An 18,818-nucleotide genomic window follows, 5' to 3' on the forward strand; every position below is an offset into this window, starting at 1 on the left:
GCAAAGTGACAAAAATCCAATGCTGATTCACCCCGAGCAAATAGAATCAGCCGAGGTCGCAGATGGCCGGGAGAAAAAAGCCTGCCAAAAAGCAGGCTTAAGCCCCCAAATCCCGGCCAAATCAAAAAATGCCTGCGAATAAGCAGGCATTCCCGACAAATCAGCCCGGTTTCGAGAAACCGGACCGAAAAAACTGCTTTTTCGCAGGCTTCCCTCCGAAAAAGCCATAAACAACAAAGAAGCCTGCACATTTGCAGGCTTTTTAGCGCTATAACCACAGATCAAGCCAAACAGCCGCCGGAGACGAGCCAACTCAGGCCGAGCATGCCCTTCGCCTACCTCAGCATCCATTCACCGACGGAACGCCTACCGCCCACTCCCGGCCAACGCTGTCGAACGCTCTCGAAAATCCATGAAAACCGCCTGTTTTCATAAAAGAGGGAGGAAGGCACCTAAGAAATGGTACTTTTCCCCCTCCAAAATATGTTGTCAGACATTCGCATAGGACAGCAGCCGTCCATCGTGTACCGGGATGAAATGATGGCGTGTTGCCAGAATGGCATCCAGCGCCTGGCGCATGTCGGCCTCCCGGCGAATGCGCCGCGCGTTCTCGCGCAGGCTTTGCAGCATGGACTGGTCGGCAACGACCTCGGACAAGCCGCGTCGCAGCCCCGCGGTATTTTTCACTTGAATCGCCGCGCCATACGCTTCCAAGTAAGCAGCATTCCCCTGCTCTTGCCCGGGAATCGGCTTATAGAGCAGCATCGGCAATTCCTGCGCCAAGGCTTCGGACACTGTGAGCCCACCAGGCTTCGTCACGATCAGATCCGACAGCGCCATCAACTCATGCACATGATCCACGAAGCCGGTGACCATCAGCCGGTGATGCGTCCGCGCCTCGGCAATCTCAGCTTCAAGCTGTGCCTTCAACTTCTCGTTGCGTCCGCACACGAAGACGAACTGTACAGGTTCGGCCAGCTCCCGGGCCTGCAGCACGGATTTGAACGATTTGCCGATCAGCCCGTGGCCGCCGCCCATCACCAGCACCGTCGGCAAGTCGCACGCCAAACCGTATTTCTCCCGCAGCGCGTCGCGGTCATACGCCTGCAGGAACGGCATCCGAATCGGGATGCCGGTCACGACGATGCGCGCCTCGGGCACCCGATGCCGCAGCAGCGCTTTTTTGACATGCTCGGCGCCAACCAGATAGCGGTCCGTCCCCGGATGGACCCAATAGCTGTGGTCCGTATAGTCTGTAATCACGGTGACGGTCGGTACCGTCGTGTAGCCGTTTATTTTGAGATAGGACATCGCCGCGGCCGCTCCGGGAAACGTGCACACGACTTCCGTCGGCGCCTCCTGCTCCAGCAGGGCCAGCATGCGGTCTGTGTTGAACGATTTTATTTTTTTAAACAACTGGGATAAAGCATTGTCCTGACGCGTTCTGCGATACAGGAAACCGTAGACCGCCGGCAAACTCTTGACCCACTGCATATAGCAAAACGTGCCTACCCCATGCAAATGCGGATGCGCCCACGCCAAATAGTCCACAATCCGAACCTCCACGTCCGGCCTGTACACCCGCATCCCTTCCATGATTGCCTTTGCCGCCTGATTATGCCCGTCCCCCAAGCTGCCTGTCAGAATCAAGATTTTTTCTTTTGCGCCCATTATCGCCTTAGCCCCTTTCGCTTCTCCTTCTGTTATCTCTATCTTAAAGGAGTTCGCGCCGCCGCCCCACCCACCAAGGTACGAATTTGCATTAGCCCTTGGTCGTGACCGAACCTAGACTTAAGGCGAGGTTGCCGTGTAGCAGCCCGTCACGGAATGAGCTTCGTCCGCCTCGCTTTCTCAGCGACACGGCTGGTGTAGCCGCTTAGCGGCTTTTTGAGCAGAACCCCGACCCCATAGCACAGCAGCGCGAATATCACTAGCATACCCACATCACGCCATACCACAGACATCAGCATCCCACCGACCGCTTCACGAAGCAGACTGACTGCATAAGTAAAAGGCACGATCGGGTTCAGTTTCTGAAAAAACGCCGCCGCCGTACTGACCGGAAACGTCCCGCCGGAGCTGGAAAACTGGAGCACAAGAAAAATAATCCCGAGCCCCTTCCCGATATTGCCGAACACCGAGACGAGCGTATACGCGATCGACATGAAGACGAGGGAAATCAGGATCGCAAACAGGACGAACCACAGCTTGGCCACCACATACGTCCCGAGCAGGAACATATCCCCCATCGTTACAATCACCGCCTGGGCAATGCCGATCGTCAGGAAAATGAGCAGCCGTCCGAAGTAGACATGGTACGACCGATAGACGCCATCCGCGTCCTCCACATCCACGCGCAGCATCGACACCAGCAGCATCGCGCCCACCCAGAGCGACAATGTTGTGTAAAAAGGCGACATCGCCGAGCCATAGTTCGGGATGGGGAAACGTTTCTGCTCCTTCATCAGGACGGGATTGGCGAGAAAATCGCTCTGCTTCTGAATATCCGCCTGCAAAAGCCGAAGCACCTCGTCCAGGCTGCCGCTGCCCTGGGCTTTACGGATTTGGTCGGCAGCCTTGCGCACGGCGTCCTCAAACGCCGGCAAGTCATTCCTCACCAAATTTGCCGCCAGATGCACCGCACTCTCGACCTCCGGGAATTTGGTCTGATACAAGTCTGCAACCTTGCGGAGCTCGTCCTCCGCCGCAGGCAGATCGTTTTGCACGAAGTCAGACGCCTCTTTCAGCTTCTGCCCAACCTTCGGCAGGTCGTTCTTCACGAACGGCGCCGCTTCATTGATCGCCTGGGTGAAGGCGCCCATTTTCGCTTGCAGCGTCGTAGAAGCTTCGTGCACTTTGGCGCGAATGTCCGGCATCGCCTTTTGCAGCTCGTCCAGCCGGCCTTCGGCGAACTGAACCCCCTGCTGCGCATCCGTCAGGATCTGCTTGATGTTCGGCAGCTGCGCCTGTAGGTTATGCAGCAGCGAAGCGGACGACTGCGCGGCGGACTGCAGCTGGGCGAGCGCTTTGGTCAGGTTCGGCACAATCTCCGTGTCGTACCGGGCGAGCATGCTGCCGATCGCTGCGCTTGCGGACTTGGACAGCGTGTTGAGGCCGGTCACAAGGTCTTTGACCGGGGTCTGGCCATTTTGCAGCGAGGTTTGGATTTTCGTCAGCGCCGCGAGCTGCTGCGTCAAATTCTGCTTCAGCGTGTTCAGCTCCGCGATCTGGCCCGCCATCGGATGATTCGGCAGGTACGTATTTAACCGCGTAAATAAATCGATGGTGCCGTCCACGACGGTGATGCCCGCCGTCAACTGCTTCGCGAGCACGTTCGCGATCGCCAGTGCCTGCTTCGGGTCGACGTTTACGCCCTGCAGCAGCTCCGTGAGCTGCGTGACGGCATTCGCCGTCTGCTGAAGCAGAAGGAGATTCTGCTTTACGACGGGGATCAGCGCCTGGAACGCCGGCTCGTTCTTGGCCAAGTACGCCGCGAGGCTGTCGGCGAAGGCGCCTCCCTGCGATGCGATGGTCTCCAGCTTCGGCAGATCTGCGATGGCGGACGTGACGAGCTGGTCCGTCTTATGCACAGTATCGACGGCCTTGTTCAGCGCCCCCTCGACCTGGTCAAAGTGCTGGTCGAGCTGGGCGACCTTGTCGGCTGCTTTTTGCAGCTCGGGCAGCTTCTGCTGGATGACCAGCACCTCCTGCGCAGCGTCCTGGATCTGGGGCCAGCGCTGCTGGATTTTCACCAGTGTATCCGCTGCTTGATTGATTTCAGGGATACGCTGCTCCAGCTCCACAATCTTCTGGCCTTTCGCTGCAATCTCCGGCAGCTTCGCCTCGATCTCCAGCGCCTTGTTCCCCATCTCCGTGATGTCAGGGAGGCGCTGCTCCAGCTCCAGGATTTTGCCCTCCATGTTGCGAATCGTCGGCAGCTCGCGCTGGACGTCGATGCCCAGCTCGTGCATGCGGGTGAGGATGGACGTGCTCACGGTTTTAATAAAATTCGTGGCAATCTGCTCCGTCACGCTGGAAGCGCCCTTGCTCGTGATTTTCGGAGCAACGGCGTTAATTTTTTCATTAACGGTATAAATGATTTCGGGCTTCTCCATTTGGCCGTCGACGATGCTCGTAATTTTACGCGAAAAATCAACGGGAAGAATCAGGCTCGCATAATACTCCCCTCTCTCCACGCCGTCGAGCGCCTCTTTCTGATTCACAAAGGTCCAGCCGAGCGTATGGTTGCTCTTCAGGCTCTCGATGACTTCGTTGCCGATGTTGATGGACTGCCCCTCCACCGTCGCGCCGACGTCGTTGCTCGTCACCGCAATGCGGATGCCCGACGTGTTGGCGTACGGATCCCACATCGCTTCGAGATTGACCCATGCGTACACGGACGGCAAGATCGAGAGCGCCACCATCAGCAGGAGCCCCGTGGGCACACGCCATAAATTGAGAAGATCTGTCCGATAAATGCGAAAAATTTTCCTCATGCTGCCTCCGGGAAAAAGTGGATTTGGTTCTTAATGTTGCCACGGAGGGGCTTTGCCATGCATCGTGAATTGAATGGCAAACAAATGTCAGATTTCACTACATTGAATTTTGTAAATTTACAATTGAAACCGTGTTTTTTTCAAAAACCACAATCCTCCCCGGCTTTCATTGACCTCATTTTAGAAATCGCTCTATAATTCGGGTAAGCGAAAGAAACATGTGATGAAAACTAACATTAAAAGAGGATAATCACAATGAACCCAACTCTCAGGATTCAACGCTTTACCAATCCCGGCTATCCCCATGCAATGGACGCCGTCATTCAAGGAGGTCGCATCGCATCTATCCAGCCCCACCAAGATCTCGCTGATGACGACGCAACTTCCATCGATGCGCGAGGACGACTCCTGCTCCCTGGTTTGATCGAACCGCATATCCATCTCGACAAAGCGTTCCTGCTGCCTCACATGAAAGAGGATGTCTCCTCGATTGCAGAAGCTATCGCCTCAACGGCTGTACTAAAGCGTTCCTTCACCAAGACAGATATCGCAGAACGCGCGAAGCAGACGCTTTATCAGGCTATTGCCAACGGGGTTACCCACATGCGTTGCCATGTTGAAATCGATCCGATCGTACGACTGCTCGGCATGGAGGTGATGCTGGAGCTCAAGGCGCAGTTCCAAGACCGGATCACGCTGCAAATCGTCGCCTTCCCGCAAGAAGGCATCGCCAAACAACCTGGCACCGAAGAGCTGCTCCGGCAAGCAATGGCGCTAGGAGCCGATGCGATCGGCGGCATCACGTACCAGGACGAAGATGTGGAGATGCACCTTCGCACCGTGTTCAATCTGGCTCGCGAGTTCGGAACACCGATCGATCTGCACGCCGACTTTTCCGACGACCCTCAGATGCTTGCCATCCGCACCATCATCCACATGACTGAAGCATACGGCTTGCAGGGTCGCGTAAGCGTCGGCCACTTAACCTCGCTTGGTTCGCTTCCCCCGGCACAAGCTGAACCCATTTGCCAAGCCATCGCCAAGGCAGCCATTCATGTGATGACCCTTCCCGCCACAGATCTGTATCTCAACGGTCGCAACGACACTCACCGTCTCCGCCGGGGACTCACACCCGTCGCCATGCTGCTGAAGCAGGGAGCTAATGTCATCTATGGGAGCAACAATATCCAGAATCCTTTCACCCCATTCGGCACAGCCGATCCGCTCGACACCGGCTTACTGCTTGCCCAAACCGCCCACATGGGCTCCAAAACAGATGCGCTGACCCTGCTTGACATGGCTACCACGCGCGCCGCCAATGCGCTGGGCATCCGCAATTACGGTCTTCGCGTCGGAGCCGACGCCGATCTCGTTCTGTTCGAAGCGACTGACCCCCGCAGCGCTTTGTATGAACGAGCCCCCCGCAGCTTCGTATGGAAACGCGGGCAGCTCGTCGCTTCGACGAGCAAGACAACGGCTTTTTACCCGGTTCAACACTGATTCCACTAACGAAGGGAGTTCCATTCACATGCACTTGACCGTCGAGGAAGCCCTGACCATTTACCCCTTATCTCATGCCAAGCTTGTTGCCGGACACCAGGGCGTAAACCGCATGCTGCGATCCGTCAACGTCATGGACGCTCCAGACGCCGGAGACTGGATCAAAACCGGTGAGATGCTGCTCACCACCGCGTATGCGATGAAAGATCAACTCGACATCGCGCTATCCCTTTTGCGAATGCTTGATGAACGAGGAGGAGCCGGTCTCGGCATCAAGGTCGGCCGCTACTGGTCAGCGATTCCGCAAGAGCTGTTTGACGAAGCTAACCGCCTGCACATCCCGATCCTGGAGCTGCCTTTCGAGTTTACATTTTCCGATCAGATGGATGCATTATTCAGCGCAGACCATACCAAGACGACGAAGAAATTGCAACTTGTCCTGGAAAAACAAAAGCAGCTTATGCAGTACGCCCTTCGTCAGAAAGAAACCGGCAGTTTATTCCCGATGATTTCCGGCATTCTCGGCTATCCGCTCGCTGTGTTCGGGCAAAGCGGCCATCTCCTGTACAATAACACAGCACTCACAGACGAGACGCTGCTGGATGGGTGGCCCTGGCCGGCTGCCCCCCGATGGGAAGGCTTTGGCGACAGCCGCTGCTTCCGCCTTCCGCTGATGCAAGGCCAATCCTGCGCTGGGTGCATGAAGATCTATCTCAATGCGCCCCACATGCTGAAAGAGGAAGAAGCACTGTTCCATCAAGCTGCGGAAATTGTGACCCACCACCTCACCCCCCATGTCGAGCAACGTAAAAACACATCTCGCCAACATCAGTTGAACAGCGCTTTTGCCGGTTTTTTCAATCGCGAATTTTCGTTTCACGACTTGATGCGAAGCTGCGACCATCACGAGGTTACGGCACTTTCAGGAACATACCAATGCGTCTTCACGACCGTATCGCTCCAGCATCCGAACCGAAGCCGGCTATTGAATGAAACGCGACAACTGCTGATGTATCACTCGCTTATGCAGGCCTATGAGTCTGAGCATCTTTACCTGGAGGATGGTCTTCTCTCGATTTTCAAACTCCCGGAAGAGCAGCCCTTCCATAAAAAAGATTTTACTTCCACGCTCAGCGCCTGCCTGTCCGGTTCCGCCAGTTTGTCGCGCAACCCGAATTTATCCGGTGTACAATGCTGGGTAAGCCGCACCAAATCGAAGCCCGAGCTTTTGCACAACGCTTATCGGGAGTGTCTGGAGACGAAACAGGCGGCAGAACGACTGCAAATCAAACATACTTTGCTGCATTATGAATCCATTGAGCTGTTCTCCCTGTTCCAACATCTGTCTGAGGAAGCGATGATCAATTACGCGACCCAAATTCTTGAACCCATTTACAGCAAAAACAAACTAATCGACCCCGAACTGGTACTAACGCTTGAGATGTACTTTGAATACGACGGCTCGATCAACGAAACAAGCCGCTATCTGTTCGTTCATCGCAATACCGTATCCTACCGTTTGGAGAAACTCGCAGATATTCTTCAAATGGACTTCAAAAAAATGAACGACCTTCTTCGCCTCAAGCTTGCTTTTCTGTTCCGAAGCTACTTAAAACATCGCGATTCGCATGAAATGTATCGCACATAAGGAGGGTTCTTCGTGGATCAATGGCTTTGCAACGTACAAGTGAACGGCACCCTCCAGGATGTGCATCTGCTCAATGGCGTCATCCACCGCATGGTCCCCGCCGGCTCGGTCTCAGGGTGGGACGCCCGAGAAATGCTCATGCTCCCTCTTTTCAAGGACGCCCACGTGCACCTGGACAAAGCGTTTCCAGATCAGACCTGGATTTCGCGCCGCCGCGTCACTTCCTTATTCGAGCAATTTCAAATGGAGAAGCATCTCCTTGCCGAGATCCGAACAAGTCAGAAGGAACGGGCACGCGCCATTTTACAGGATATGCTCGAGAACGGAACGTCTTCCCTTCGGGTCCATGTCGATATCGATCCCGAAATCGGCCTCTCTCATCTCGCTATGGTGCAGGAGCTGCAAGCGGAATATCAAGGCATTCTCACCATGGAAATCGTCGCTTTTCCCCAGCAGGGGTTGCTTCGGTCACATGCAGCTCCCCTGATTGAACAAGCGATGCAGGCCGGCGCTTCAATCGTCGGCGGCGTCGATCCTGCAGGCGTAGACCTTGACATCGAACGATGCTTGAAAACCATTTTCGACATCAGCACAGCCTATGACGCTGAGGTGGATATTCACCTGCATGATCCCGGCCATCTCGGCCTCTTCACAATCAAGCGCATCATGGCGTACACCGAGCAGTATGGCAAGCAGGGGCAAGTCACCGTGAGTCATGCCTACTGTTTAGGCGAGGTATCTGCACAGGAATCCCTCGAAACGGCCAAACAGTTGGCGGAGCTGGATATTGCCATCGTCACGAGTGTGCCCATCGATTCCGCCATGCCTCGCATCGAACAGCTTACAGAGGCGGGCGTCCGTGTTGCGCTCGGTTCGGATCATACCGGTCTCGATGCTTGGACGCCGTTCGGCTTCACCGATCTCCTTCAGCGTGCACGGCGCTTGGCGGATATGCACCGTTGGCACGACGACGCGCGCCTGCGCAGCGTTTTCACTTATCTCGGCTCGACAGCTTCATCCTTCCGCGTCGGGGATTCAGCCGACTTTTCGCTGGTCCGCGCCCTGAACTGCGAACACGCCGCCGCCATCGCTCCGCCGCGCGAAATCGTATGCATTCGCGGCGTTCCTGTCGCCGGCCGTCAGCGTCATCTAGCATGGCACTCTGAACAAAACAAACCAAATATTGAGGAGAGATTTCAATGAACACTTCAGGACTACTCAAAGCAAGCAGCGCCGCCATCATCACCACCCTTGTACTAACCGCCTGCGGTTCCAGCTCCACAACTGCGCCTGAAGCTTCCGTTAACACGGCAGCTCCTGCATCGGCGGGTACCTCTAAAAAAACGGATAAGATTACGCAAACGATGAGCTGGTTCGCCCAGCCGGAGATGGGTGGACATTACGCCGCGCAGATCGCTAAAATCTACGAAAAGGCCGGCTTGGACGTGACGCTTCAGCAGGGCGGTCCTCAGGTGTCCAACGTGCAGTTGGTGGCAAGCGGCAAGATACAATTCGCGATGGCCAATGCCGACGAAGTCGTGCTCGCCAGAGAACAAGGGATTCCCGTCAAAGTCATTTACGCCAATCTTCAAACGAACCCGCAGAATCTCATTTTCCACAAAAACTCCGGCATCACGAAAATTGAAGACCTTAACGGACGCAAGGTTTACACAGCCGTCGGCTTCCCATTCTGGCAGTATATGAGCTTCAAATACAAGCTGGACAAAGTTCAGATCCAGAGCTATACAGGATCGTTAGCCGGCTTCTCCGCAGATAAAGATTCCGTAACCCAAGGCTTCGCCACCAACGAACCGTATGTGCTGAAAAAGCAGGGCGTAGACGTCAGTTGGTTCCTGAACGCCGATCTCGGATATAACCCGTACGGAAACGTCGTCATTGCGACAGATGCGTTCATCCAGAAAAATCCCGACCTCATCAAGCGTTACTTGAAGGCCACGACCGAGGGCTGGGATTATTATTACGCTCATAGCGACGAGATCAACAAAGAAATTAATGGCGTTAATAAAGATTATGATCTTGACCATCTCAAGGATGCGCAGGAGGTGGCAAAAGACTTCATCTTTGGCGGCGATGCCAAGACTCACGGTGTCGGCTACATGTCCGAAGAACGCTGGCAAACGCTTGTCAGTCAAATGAAAGAAGCCGGCATGATTAAACAGGATATATCTCCGAAGGATTTATTCACCAACGATTTTTTACCCACCAAATAGATAAAAAGCTTCCGCCTTCGCGCCTCTGCACGAATGGACGGAAGCTTGCTGCGTTGGCAGCCTATCATCTATCATTTATTCATGCCCGGGCTGCCTGCATGAATGCCTCCGCCATAGGAATAGGCGATTTCGAGTCCGTCAATGGTAATCTAATTGGCCGTGATCGTGGTGGAGACATAAAAGGTAGTTGCAGCCGCATGGACTTCTGTCCATGGATGATTCCAATTGCAATCAGTAAAAAGGCCATGGCCAAAACCACTGAAAACACAAATGAACCTCTTTTCATCCGAACCACTCCTTCATAATTAGAAGAGAAGCAGAAGACCAAACTGCATTAAAACCCGTTTTTCTGCATGCCGAGCGGGAAAGGCTCCGGCTTTTTACATGTACTCTTGGTTTCATAGTACTTGCCTTCGCCCGAAGAGATGAAAAATCCGTGCATGAGCTCTAAAACGTGATAGGCCAATTCGCCGTCCGCCCGATGCTCCGTGCCGTTTCTGATGGCGTAGGCCATATCCATCAACCCGAGACCGCGACTATTGGACGTAAAGCCATGGGTGAGAGGAACCTCTTTAAACTCTGCATAATCGCGTCTTTTCAAATAAACCGTACCGCCGAACTGATTCGGATCCGGCACGATTAACGAGCCTTCCGTTCCGTGAATTTCAATATTCGGTGTACGCGTTCCCCAGACGTCAAAGCTGGTCGTAATCGTGCCAATCGCACCATTTTCAAATTCTAACGTACCGCTAATGTGTGTCGGCGTCTCAACAGGGAATTTCCTGCCGTAATTGGGCGCGCAGGTCACTGTTCTTTCGTGGAACGTCGTCTGCGTAGCACCTGTAATTCGGCGCACAGGTCCGATTAAGTTCACGAATGCCGCAAGATAATATGGCCCAATATCAAACATGGGTCCCGCTCCCTTTTGATACAAGAAATCAGGGTTTGGGTGGAAGCTTTCAGGTCCACGAGACATCATGCAGGCGGATGCAGCGATTGGCTTACCGATCCAGCCGTCATCAATCAGCTTGCGGCAGGTTTGGATGCCGCCTCCCAGGAAGGTATCCGGTGCGGAGCCCACCAGAAGTCCCTTGGACTTCGCGAAGGCTAGAATTCGCTGGGCGTCTTCCAGTTCAATGGCTAACGGCTTTTCCCCGTAGGTGTGCTTCCCCGCTTCCAATGCTCGCATATGAACTTCTGCATGCGCGCTAGGAATCGTAAGGTTCACGACGATCTCGATGTCAGGGTCTGCCAGCAGTTCCTCTACGGAGCATGCTTTAGGAATATGGAACTCCTCCGCTTTAACTTGCGCTCGTGCCAAATCCAGATCGGCACACGCCACGATCTCGAGGATCTCAAATTTTTCCCCCGCTTCAAAATAAACCGAACTGATATTTCCGCAACCAATAATGCCTACTTTGACTTTCTTCACTTGTACCCCTCCTACGTTATTCTGTACTTGGGGTCGCACGAGTAGAGCATCTACTTGTGCGACCTCCTATTTATGGAGCTGCATTCACCACAACATCGTCAAAATAAACTTTCGACAGATGGGTGTAAACACCGATTTTCCCAGCTGTGAACGTATTGTCTGTTGCAGTAAGGATCAACTGCCCGTCGATATAAGCTTGCAGCGTATTCCCGTTTACGGTGAATCGAAGCGTATGATAGGTACCTGCGGCAAGCGGCGGGATCGCTGCTGATATGGCGAGGTCAGATTGAACACCATTTTGCAGCTTTGAGATGTATACTTTCTTGTTGTAGTTATCGTAAGTCATGCTGTAATAATTGTTGTAGTCTACGTACCTGGCTACCAAACCCATTCTACCGCTCGTCGTCTCCATTTTCCCCTTCGCCTCTACGTTGTAATTGGTCCAGGATGGTGATCCCGCTACGGATTTCACCCCGCCCTTATCCGCATTATTAGACAGGTACGCTTTGGACCCATACACGTCGGATACAACGGAGAACGTTCCCCATCCGGAAACCACCGACCAACCGCTGACGCTGCCGGACTCAAAATTATCTTCCAGCAGTGTGCTTTTCGTCGTGACCACGGCTTCACTGCTCGCTTCGGAGAGGTTATTCGCCGCATCTTTCGCTTTGACGGTGTAGTGATAAGTCGTCGCCACATTCAAGCCTGTGTCTTTGAATGTATACACCGCGCCCGTCACCGTGCCCACAGATTGCCCATCCCGATAAATGGTGTAGCCGGTTACCCCGGTATCATCGGAGGCTTGCGCCCAAGACAGCGCAACTTCCGCAGACGAGAGCGCATCAGCCGTCAATCCGGTTGGGGCAGTAGGCGCTGTGACGTCGGGATTCGGCAGGGGATTCACAACAATATCGTCAAAATATGCTTTGGACAGGTGCGTATATACACCGACCTTCCCAGCTGGGAAGGAACTGTCCGTAGACATAGCCACTAGCTGCCCATCCACATACGCTTGCAGGATATTGCCTGATACCGTGAATCCAAACGAATGGTACGCTCCAGCGGTAAGCGGCGTTATCGGACCCGAAATCGCTAAGTCGACAGTCGTACCGTTCACCAGCTTAGAGATGTATACTTTTTGCGTATAATTCTCATAAGTCATGCTGTAATAGTTGTTATAATCAACGAATCTCGCCACCAGCCCGATTCGGCCGCTCGGATTATCCATTTTCCCCTTCGCTTCCACACGGTAGTTGGTCCACGAGGAGAGTCCAGCTACGGACTTTGTAGCCCCTTTACCCGCATTATCGGACAAGTAAGCCTTCGTGCCTCCGTCATCCACCACGCCGAAAGTTCCCCATCCAGAAACAACGGACCACATGCTTGCACTCCCCGACTCGAAATTATCTTCGAGCAGTGTGCTCTTCGTCGTAGCTGCCACCTCTTCACTTGCTGCGGATACATTATTTGCAGGGTCAGTGGCTTTGACCGTGTAATGATAGGTTGTACCTAAGCTCAAGCCCGTGTCCTTATAGCTCGTGGTTACGCCATTTATGGTCGCAATTTGTTGACCATCCCGATAAATGCTGTAACCAGCCACGCTGTCATTATCCGTAGACGGGGTCCAAGACAATGACATTTCATAAGAAGATAGCGCCGTTGCCGTCACATTCGAAGGTACGGAAGGAGGTGTGATGTCGTGATAGGCCACCAAGAAATTATCATAGGAGACTGGGCCCTTAACCCGCTTCAGGAATTCGGTTAATTCAATTAGGAATGCCCCATTAGAGCCAGGGGTTGCATTAATTTCACTTTTCACCGCGCTTCCTAGTGCAGCTATCCATTGTTGTGTTGCTGTCCCCCACGGGAAGCCTGCCGGCAGTTCAAGATCCTTCGTTAGGATCCCAGCGGAGCCGCTTGCAATCGAGTTGTCTGTTGCTGTGACCACCAATTGACCATTGATATAGCCATATAGGTTACTGCCTACCACTTCAAACCTCAGCTTGTTCATAACATCCAACGGTAATGTCACACCGGTCGCTGTTTGAAGCACAACGGATGTACCATTGATTCGTTTCTCGATGACTGCCTTTCCAAATAGCGCATCATAGGTAAAGCTATAATACTGGTCTGGATTCACATACCGGGCGAGGAGTCCTACCGTATCTTTATGACTGACAATCCTCACATCTGACTCTACGAAATAGTCTGTACCTACAGTCTGCTCAACCACAGCTGTCGATGACTTCGTCGACTGATACACATGATTGCCACTACTCTCTGTTTGAAGCGCAAAGTTCCCTTTAACGGAGGTCCAATCCGCCGCACCTGACTCAAAATCATTCGTGTACAATGGATTGTAAACCAGTTCAAAGGCGAAACCTTTATCCGTTTCAAGGGTAACGGAAAGCTCCTGACCGTTCACGGTCACTGGTATTTCCTGCAACCGTACACCGTTTGTCGCCAGCTTGTAAGCTTTGTATGCTGCTGGGATGAGTGTCGTCTTCAGATGGAATTCCATGGTCTCGCGTTTGGCAAGTGTCGGCAATTTCCCTCTTACGTAGGTCCTTTTGTTGGCATCCGTCGGATCTTGAATCGTATCTTCCCCTGTCGCCGCTGCATCGGTTGTATAGATGACCAGCATTCTCTCGCTTTTGTCTAGCGTTTTATCATCAAGCGTTGCTGCGGATACGGTTCCTTTATCCACACTTGCCTTCAGGGATACAGGACCAAGCTCGAATAAGTTGTTATTCAACGTGCCTACAGCTCCAATGGCGTAAGGGGTATTGATCAGATAGGTATTTAAATTAAGATCAAATATAAGCTCACCCGTGTCCGAAACCAGCTTATTTTGATTCAGATTAGAGAGCATATTGTTTTTCAGATTGACATCATCAATAGCATTAATAAACGTCTCCGCAACCTGCTTTAAGGTCATGCTATTCGTAATGGATATCTTATTCTGGGCAGGAAGATTACCGCTTGCGATTTGCTCAGGTGTAAGCTCAGGCGTGATTTTATAGATGGCATAGGGTTCACCAGGCTTATCTGCGTACACGGTAACCATCTTGAACAGATGCGGTATATACATGCGATTGATCTCTAAATCTTCATTTTCCGTTGATGCCGCATGCGTCTTAACCGATGTCTGGTCCCTGACAATGACAAATTTAGGTTCGCTTGCCGTGATGTGACCTTTACGGAAAAGAAGGGTGCTTTGATATTCGGACATCGTTACCAAGGTATCGGTTAGGGTATCAAATGAAGTAAAACCACCCAAAGTTGCACTTTGTTGAGTTGCCTCTTTTACACGGGAAACATATTGAAACCTGTTCAGCATATCCCAGCCATTGAAAGCGCCGGTCGCGGCCACCATCAATCCAAGGTCGTCTCTGCCTTTGGTCGGAAACTCCTGATTATATTCCGTTAATGCAAAAGGCTTCTTGTACAGCTGCCCGAGGGCAAGGCCAGGAATATAATTTTTAAATACAGTCCCTCCAGATTGCGGCACATAATTAGCTGCTGATTCTGGAGCAAATATCATACTGTAACGAGGATGCGACGCCGGGGTAAAAGAGAATGTTGCTCCCCTTCCATCCACAAGCCCATTATATAAGTGTGTTTCATGAACATCTGTCTGTGTTCGCCAGTAGTTGGCCAAAGCATCATTAATGTAGTTAATTCCTCCAATGGGTGCCTTTACTCCGATTACATCTTTAAGGAAATTTTTCATTTCATTATGGGAAGATAACGTTTTTTCTGTGAAGTATTCGGCAAGATCATCACGAATGCTCGCAGGTGCAGTCCAAAATAGATTTGGAAATGTTGTGATAGGCGGACGTGCTTTACCAGCCAGAAACGTATTGAAGTCTGCTTTTAACCATGCATTTACATTTTCGTTTGAAAAATTAGCATTATAAAGCATAGTTTCATTCATGGGAGACAGCCCCATCAATATAGGATCATCCTTCAAGGCAAGTCCGGTGTAAGGATTAACATGCGTAAGCCACTGCTGAGCAAATGATCGCCAAATCGCTTTACCGTCCGGAAAAAGCGTTGCCATATATTTGGCAGCGAATGAGCCGTAGGCGCTTAAGCTTGGTACACTAGAGTAATCCGCATAAGCCAGAAGGTCGAGATCGATATAAATACCTCGATCCTTCAGCAAAGAAACGAAGTACTCAAAATTATCCAGTTTGACCGGATTTAATGTTACCGTCGTGGAAGTAGGTTTCACCATAAGTCCTACTGCCCAGTCAACATTATCATCATTGTCATGGAATCGCACCGCATTATAACCCATAGCAGCAAGCCGGTCGGCGATAATAACCATTTCTTCCCGGGTTGGATCCGTACCATAGCTGCCGTTAAGATTGGTACCAAAGAACTTTACTTTCTTATTGGGCTCATCCGTAAAATAATAATCGCCATCCGCATCAATCTTTACGAAGCCTTTCGTTCCGGCTGGTGTTTGATTCAAGTAGGACAAGTCCAGCGCACTTCCAGGTGCTACCGCTAATGTCGTATCAATAGCTTTCCATGTGCTGTCAGCAACGATGGAAGCTGCATTTGCGGTAGGACCCGCCATACCTGCAGCCCCCACGATTTGCAGGAGTAAAGCCATAACCAGCGTTACTGAAGCCTTAGTAATCGTTCCTTTTCTCATTTTACAATCCTCCTGTACACTTTGATCAATACCCATTCATGTTTTCTTGGCAGAGTCGCTGATCTGCGCGACATAACCACCTCCTTTCAACCCCTAAGTAATTTATATTGGGATTTCGACCCTGTTTATAGAAAAAGTCCGGATTATCAAGTTTCGCAGCCCAATCGGGCGCGCCAAAGCCGGATAATAGCTATTTGTACACAAAAAGGCATATGCAAGCGTGTGAAGAAAGTATCCACTCACGATCGTTGCATATGCCATTGTGCCAGCTTATTTCTTGAGATTTGTCGGCCAGACGAACTGGACGCCTAAAGCTTTCTTAGCTTCCTGGAACTTCTTGTTCTGATAATCGAAGAGCTTCTGGGATCCCAGCTTCTCTTCCTGATCAATGCCTTCTTTATAAAACTTCTCAACATCCTCCGGCGTTTTCGCCAAGATCATTTTCGCCCTCGTTTTTACGCGGACTTCCTCCCGCTTCGCATTAATCCCCGCTTCTTCCGTCCCGCCAAGCGGAGCAGTCGACTCGAATGCAAGCATATCATAGGTGTATTTACTGAAATAAATATTCGATTTGGTTCTTTCGGTTTCCAACTCACCGTTCACAGGAAGCGTCCGTTGTACAGGCACATAGTTAATGAGCCAGTCCAGCGTTCCATTTCCGTATTTCAATTTGGTTTTCGCAGCATCTTCGGTTCTTGCCTTAATAAACTCATCGGCTAACTTCACCTTGCCATTAACGTCATAATCCCACGTAATCCCTTTCGGGCCATACGTCACATTCAAGCTCATTTCATCCGAAGAGAGATAGTGCATCAGCTTCGTAATGCGATCTTGATTCTTCGCTTTGGAGCTGACCATCGTCAGCGTCCAACCGGAGGCTGCGACAGGATCGATGACCGGCTGCTTGCCCTTGTCGCCGATTACCGGACCGACAGATACGAAAATGGCTTTCGGGTCCTTGGCATACAAAGCATCCCATTTAATGGCTTTGTTCGTGAGCGCGAAGACAGCGCCGTTATTGACCTTCTCGGTAAGCTGCGATTGATTTAACGTCTGGCTGTCTTCCGGCATCAAACCTTCACGATACAAGCGATTAAGGAATTGATAGGCTTCCAGGGATTCCGGCGTTCTCTCACGATCAATAAGATTGCCCTGAGCATCTTCACGCGGTGCGCCGAAGAAACTGGAGATCACCCAGCTTTCGAAGTAAGCAGGCACCACGTCAAAGCCGTTGTACTTGGTTTTCGCATCTTTCACCTTTTTCAACGCAGCGACCAAGCCTTCTTTCGTATTGAAGTCTTCCGGCTTGATCCCCAACTGATCCATGATATCCTTCCGCGCATATAAGCCCTGATTGCAGTAGATGGTATCCCCGGGTTTGAACGTTTCTTTCGCCCAGAAATAATTCGCATATCCGTAGAAGTGGCCATCGGCATTGCGGAACCAATCCTGCATGGACTTCGCTACGTTAAACGAAGGATCATATTTTTTGATAAGTTCATCCAATGGCGCAACCATGCCGGACTTCTCCAGCACTCCGCGCTGCGGCGCGTTCTTGTCAACAGTAATTACATCCGGAATATCGCCGGAGGCGATCAGGGCGCTGAGTTTATCATCGCTGCCGGATGTGAATTCGATCGAGATCCCTGTGTCTTCGGTAATTTTCTTATCCAACAAGTTATTAGCGGGGTCCCAGTTTTTCTTATACGATTCTTGATCGACGAACCAGGTTATCTTGATCGGAGATTTATCGTCGGGTTTGACCGTTGCAGCTGCTCCTGGAGATGCACTTGGCGAATTCGTCGCCTCCGACTTTTTATCCGTGGTACAACCCGCAAGCAACGTGCCTACAAGCGCTGTGACAACCCCCATACTCACAAATCTTTTCTTCATGTGCTTAACCCCCCAAAGTTTTTCACATTAACCTTTCACTGAACCAATCAGCACACCCTTAACAAAATACTTTTGCAAAAAAGGATAGATCGCTACAATCGGCGCTGTCGTCGCCACCATCATAGCCAGCTTTAATGTTGCCGGGTTCACATGTTTCGCCTCTTCCGGCATAAAGCTTGTCGCCTGCTGACTGAAAGCTTCCCCGTAAGAAGCATCCGTCACCATCCGCATCAGAACGAGCTGAACAGGCTCTAGCGATGATTTCGTCGTAAACATGAGCGCATCCATGTAGGAGTTCCAATGATACACGCCATTAAATAAGGCAATTGCGGCCAGCACGGGCTTCGTCAGCGGCATGACCAGCTGCAGTAAAATTCGGTACTCTCCCGCCCCGTCAATTTTCGCCGACTCGATAATGGGCTCGGGAATTGTTCGAAAGAAGGACATGATAATAATCATATCCCACACACTGAACAAAGTGGGAAGAATATACACCATAAAATTGTTCAATAGTCCAATTTGCTTATAAAGCAAATACGTCGGAATCAATCCTCCATAGAAGAACATCGTCGTAAGCATGATCACAAGGTACACATTGCGTCCGCCGAGTCCTTTGCGAGACATGCCGTAAGCGACGAGCGCAGTGAAAGCGATATGCGTGGACATGCCGAGCAGCGTTCTGCAAATCGTAATGAAATAGGCGTGATAGATGGTCGTATCAGAAAATACCGCTTTATAATTGGCCATTGTAAATTCCCTTGGCCATAGATATACGCTGCCCCGCAGGTAGTCCAGCCCGTCATTAAAAGAGCCGACCAAAGCAAACCAGAACGGGGCCAGCGTAACGAAAACAATGACCGACATGAACAGGATATTGAAGCCATCAAACCATTTGTCCGTCTTGGAACGGATCTTCATTCTATGTTCCTCCTTGCATGCAGGCATCCGC

12 protein-coding genes are annotated in these 18,818 nt (G+C 51.6%); 5 read left to right on the top strand and 7 right to left on the bottom strand.

Annotation, left to right across the window (positions count from 1 at the left end):
• Positions 1-27: 27 nt before the first annotated feature.
• The 3 genes from EJQ19_RS22940 to EJQ19_RS22950 all read right to left on the bottom strand — a co-directional run bounded on the left by EJQ19_RS22940 (position 28) and on the right by EJQ19_RS22950 (position 4,496).
• On the bottom strand, positions 28-351 hold the full coding sequence (locus EJQ19_RS22940) for a hypothetical protein (RefSeq protein WP_126143569.1): 324 nt from the start codon (positions 349-351) through the stop codon (positions 28-30).
• A 138-nt stretch (positions 352-489) separates the two neighbouring features.
• Positions 490-1,671: an MGDG synthase family glycosyltransferase gene (locus EJQ19_RS22945; protein ID WP_126143570.1), complete on the bottom strand. Its 1,182-nt coding sequence runs from the start codon at positions 1,669-1,671 to the stop codon at positions 490-492.
• Between the two features lie 149 nt (positions 1,672-1,820).
• Entirely contained in the window at positions 1,821-4,496 is a 2,676-nt protein-coding gene (locus EJQ19_RS22950) for a YhgE/Pip domain-containing protein (RefSeq protein WP_126143571.1), read from the bottom strand.
• Between the two features lie 309 nt (positions 4,497-4,805).
• On the opposite strand from EJQ19_RS22950, the gene EJQ19_RS22955 reads away from it, so the two are divergent.
• Genes EJQ19_RS22955 through EJQ19_RS22975 form a run of 5 tightly spaced genes read left to right on the top strand, consistent with a single transcriptional unit; the run spans position 4,806 to position 10,180 of the window.
• The gene (locus EJQ19_RS22955; RefSeq protein WP_277600978.1) at positions 4,806-5,996 is read left to right on the top strand and encodes an amidohydrolase family protein; all 1,191 of its coding nucleotides are present in this window, start codon (positions 4,806-4,808) and stop codon (positions 5,994-5,996) included.
• Between the two features lie 28 nt (positions 5,997-6,024).
• Positions 6,025-7,644, top strand: a complete 1,620-nt coding sequence (locus EJQ19_RS22960; RefSeq protein ID WP_164716678.1) for a PucR family transcriptional regulator — start codon at positions 6,025-6,027, stop codon at positions 7,642-7,644.
• Between the two features lie 12 nt (positions 7,645-7,656).
• Complete coding sequence (locus EJQ19_RS22965; protein ID WP_126143574.1) at positions 7,657-8,847, top strand: amidohydrolase family protein; 1,191 nt, start codon at positions 7,657-7,659, stop codon at positions 8,845-8,847.
• Positions 8,844-9,875, top strand: coding sequence for an ABC transporter substrate-binding protein (locus tag EJQ19_RS22970; RefSeq protein WP_126143575.1), 1,032 nt, complete (start codon positions 8,844-8,846; stop codon positions 9,873-9,875). The genes EJQ19_RS22965 and EJQ19_RS22970 overlap by 4 nt, the downstream gene beginning before the upstream one ends.
• A gap of 53 nt (positions 9,876-9,928) precedes the next feature.
• The gene (locus EJQ19_RS22975) at positions 9,929-10,180 is read left to right on the top strand and encodes a hypothetical protein (RefSeq protein ID WP_126143576.1); all 252 of its coding nucleotides are present in this window, start codon (positions 9,929-9,931) and stop codon (positions 10,178-10,180) included.
• Between the two features lie 29 nt (positions 10,181-10,209).
• On the opposite strand, the gene EJQ19_RS22980 is transcribed toward EJQ19_RS22975, so the two are convergent.
• The 4 genes from EJQ19_RS22980 to EJQ19_RS22995 form a co-directional block, all read right to left on the bottom strand.
• Complete coding sequence (locus tag EJQ19_RS22980) at positions 10,210-11,307, bottom strand: Gfo/Idh/MocA family protein (protein ID WP_126143577.1); 1,098 nt, start codon at positions 11,305-11,307, stop codon at positions 10,210-10,212.
• 70 nt (positions 11,308-11,377) lie between these two features.
• Positions 11,378-15,976 (bottom strand): fibronectin type III domain-containing protein, encoded by a 4,599-nt coding sequence (locus EJQ19_RS22985; RefSeq protein ID WP_164716679.1) that lies wholly within the window; start codon positions 15,974-15,976, stop codon positions 11,378-11,380.
• Positions 15,977-16,246: 270 nt separating this feature from the next.
• Positions 16,247-17,869 (bottom strand): extracellular solute-binding protein, encoded by a 1,623-nt coding sequence (locus tag EJQ19_RS22990; protein WP_126143579.1) that lies wholly within the window; start codon positions 17,867-17,869, stop codon positions 16,247-16,249.
• Between the two features lie 27 nt (positions 17,870-17,896).
• Positions 17,897-18,787, bottom strand: a complete 891-nt coding sequence (locus EJQ19_RS22995; protein ID WP_126143580.1) for a carbohydrate ABC transporter permease — start codon at positions 18,785-18,787, stop codon at positions 17,897-17,899.
• Between the last annotated feature and the right edge of the window lie 31 nt (positions 18,788-18,818).

This window comes from Paenibacillus whitsoniae (assembly GCF_003955665.1).
In the GTDB taxonomy this organism is placed as follows: domain Bacteria; phylum Bacillota; class Bacilli; order Paenibacillales; family NBRC-103111; genus Paenibacillus_E; species Paenibacillus_E whitsoniae.

What these genes read in the sequence shown, in the direction of transcription:
- EJQ19_RS22990 (WP_126143579.1), bottom strand. Translation starts at nt 17,869, where the DNA reads ATGAAGAAAAGATTTGTGAGTATGGGGGTTGTCACAGCGCTTGTAGGC.
- EJQ19_RS22960 (WP_164716678.1), top strand. Translation starts at nt 6,025, where the DNA reads ATGCACTTGACCGTCGAGGAAGCCCTGACCATTTACCCCTTATCTCAT.
- EJQ19_RS22985 (WP_164716679.1), bottom strand. Translation starts at nt 15,976, where the DNA reads ATGAGAAAAGGAACGATTACTAAGGCTTCAGTAACGCTGGTTATGGCT.
- EJQ19_RS22945 (WP_126143570.1), bottom strand. Translation starts at nt 1,671, where the DNA reads ATGGGCGCAAAAGAAAAAATCTTGATTCTGACAGGCAGCTTGGGGGAC.
- EJQ19_RS22995 (WP_126143580.1), bottom strand. Translation starts at nt 18,787, where the DNA reads ATGAAGATCCGTTCCAAGACGGACAAATGGTTTGATGGCTTCAATATC.
- EJQ19_RS22940 (WP_126143569.1), bottom strand. Translation starts at nt 351, where the DNA reads ATGGATGCTGAGGTAGGCGAAGGGCATGCTCGGCCTGAGTTGGCTCGT.
- EJQ19_RS22970 (WP_126143575.1), top strand. Translation starts at nt 8,844, where the DNA reads ATGAACACTTCAGGACTACTCAAAGCAAGCAGCGCCGCCATCATCACC.
- EJQ19_RS22950 (WP_126143571.1), bottom strand. Translation starts at nt 4,496, where the DNA reads ATGAGGAAAATTTTTCGCATTTATCGGACAGATCTTCTCAATTTATGG.
- EJQ19_RS22955 (WP_277600978.1), top strand. Translation starts at nt 4,806, where the DNA reads ATGGACGCCGTCATTCAAGGAGGTCGCATCGCATCTATCCAGCCCCAC.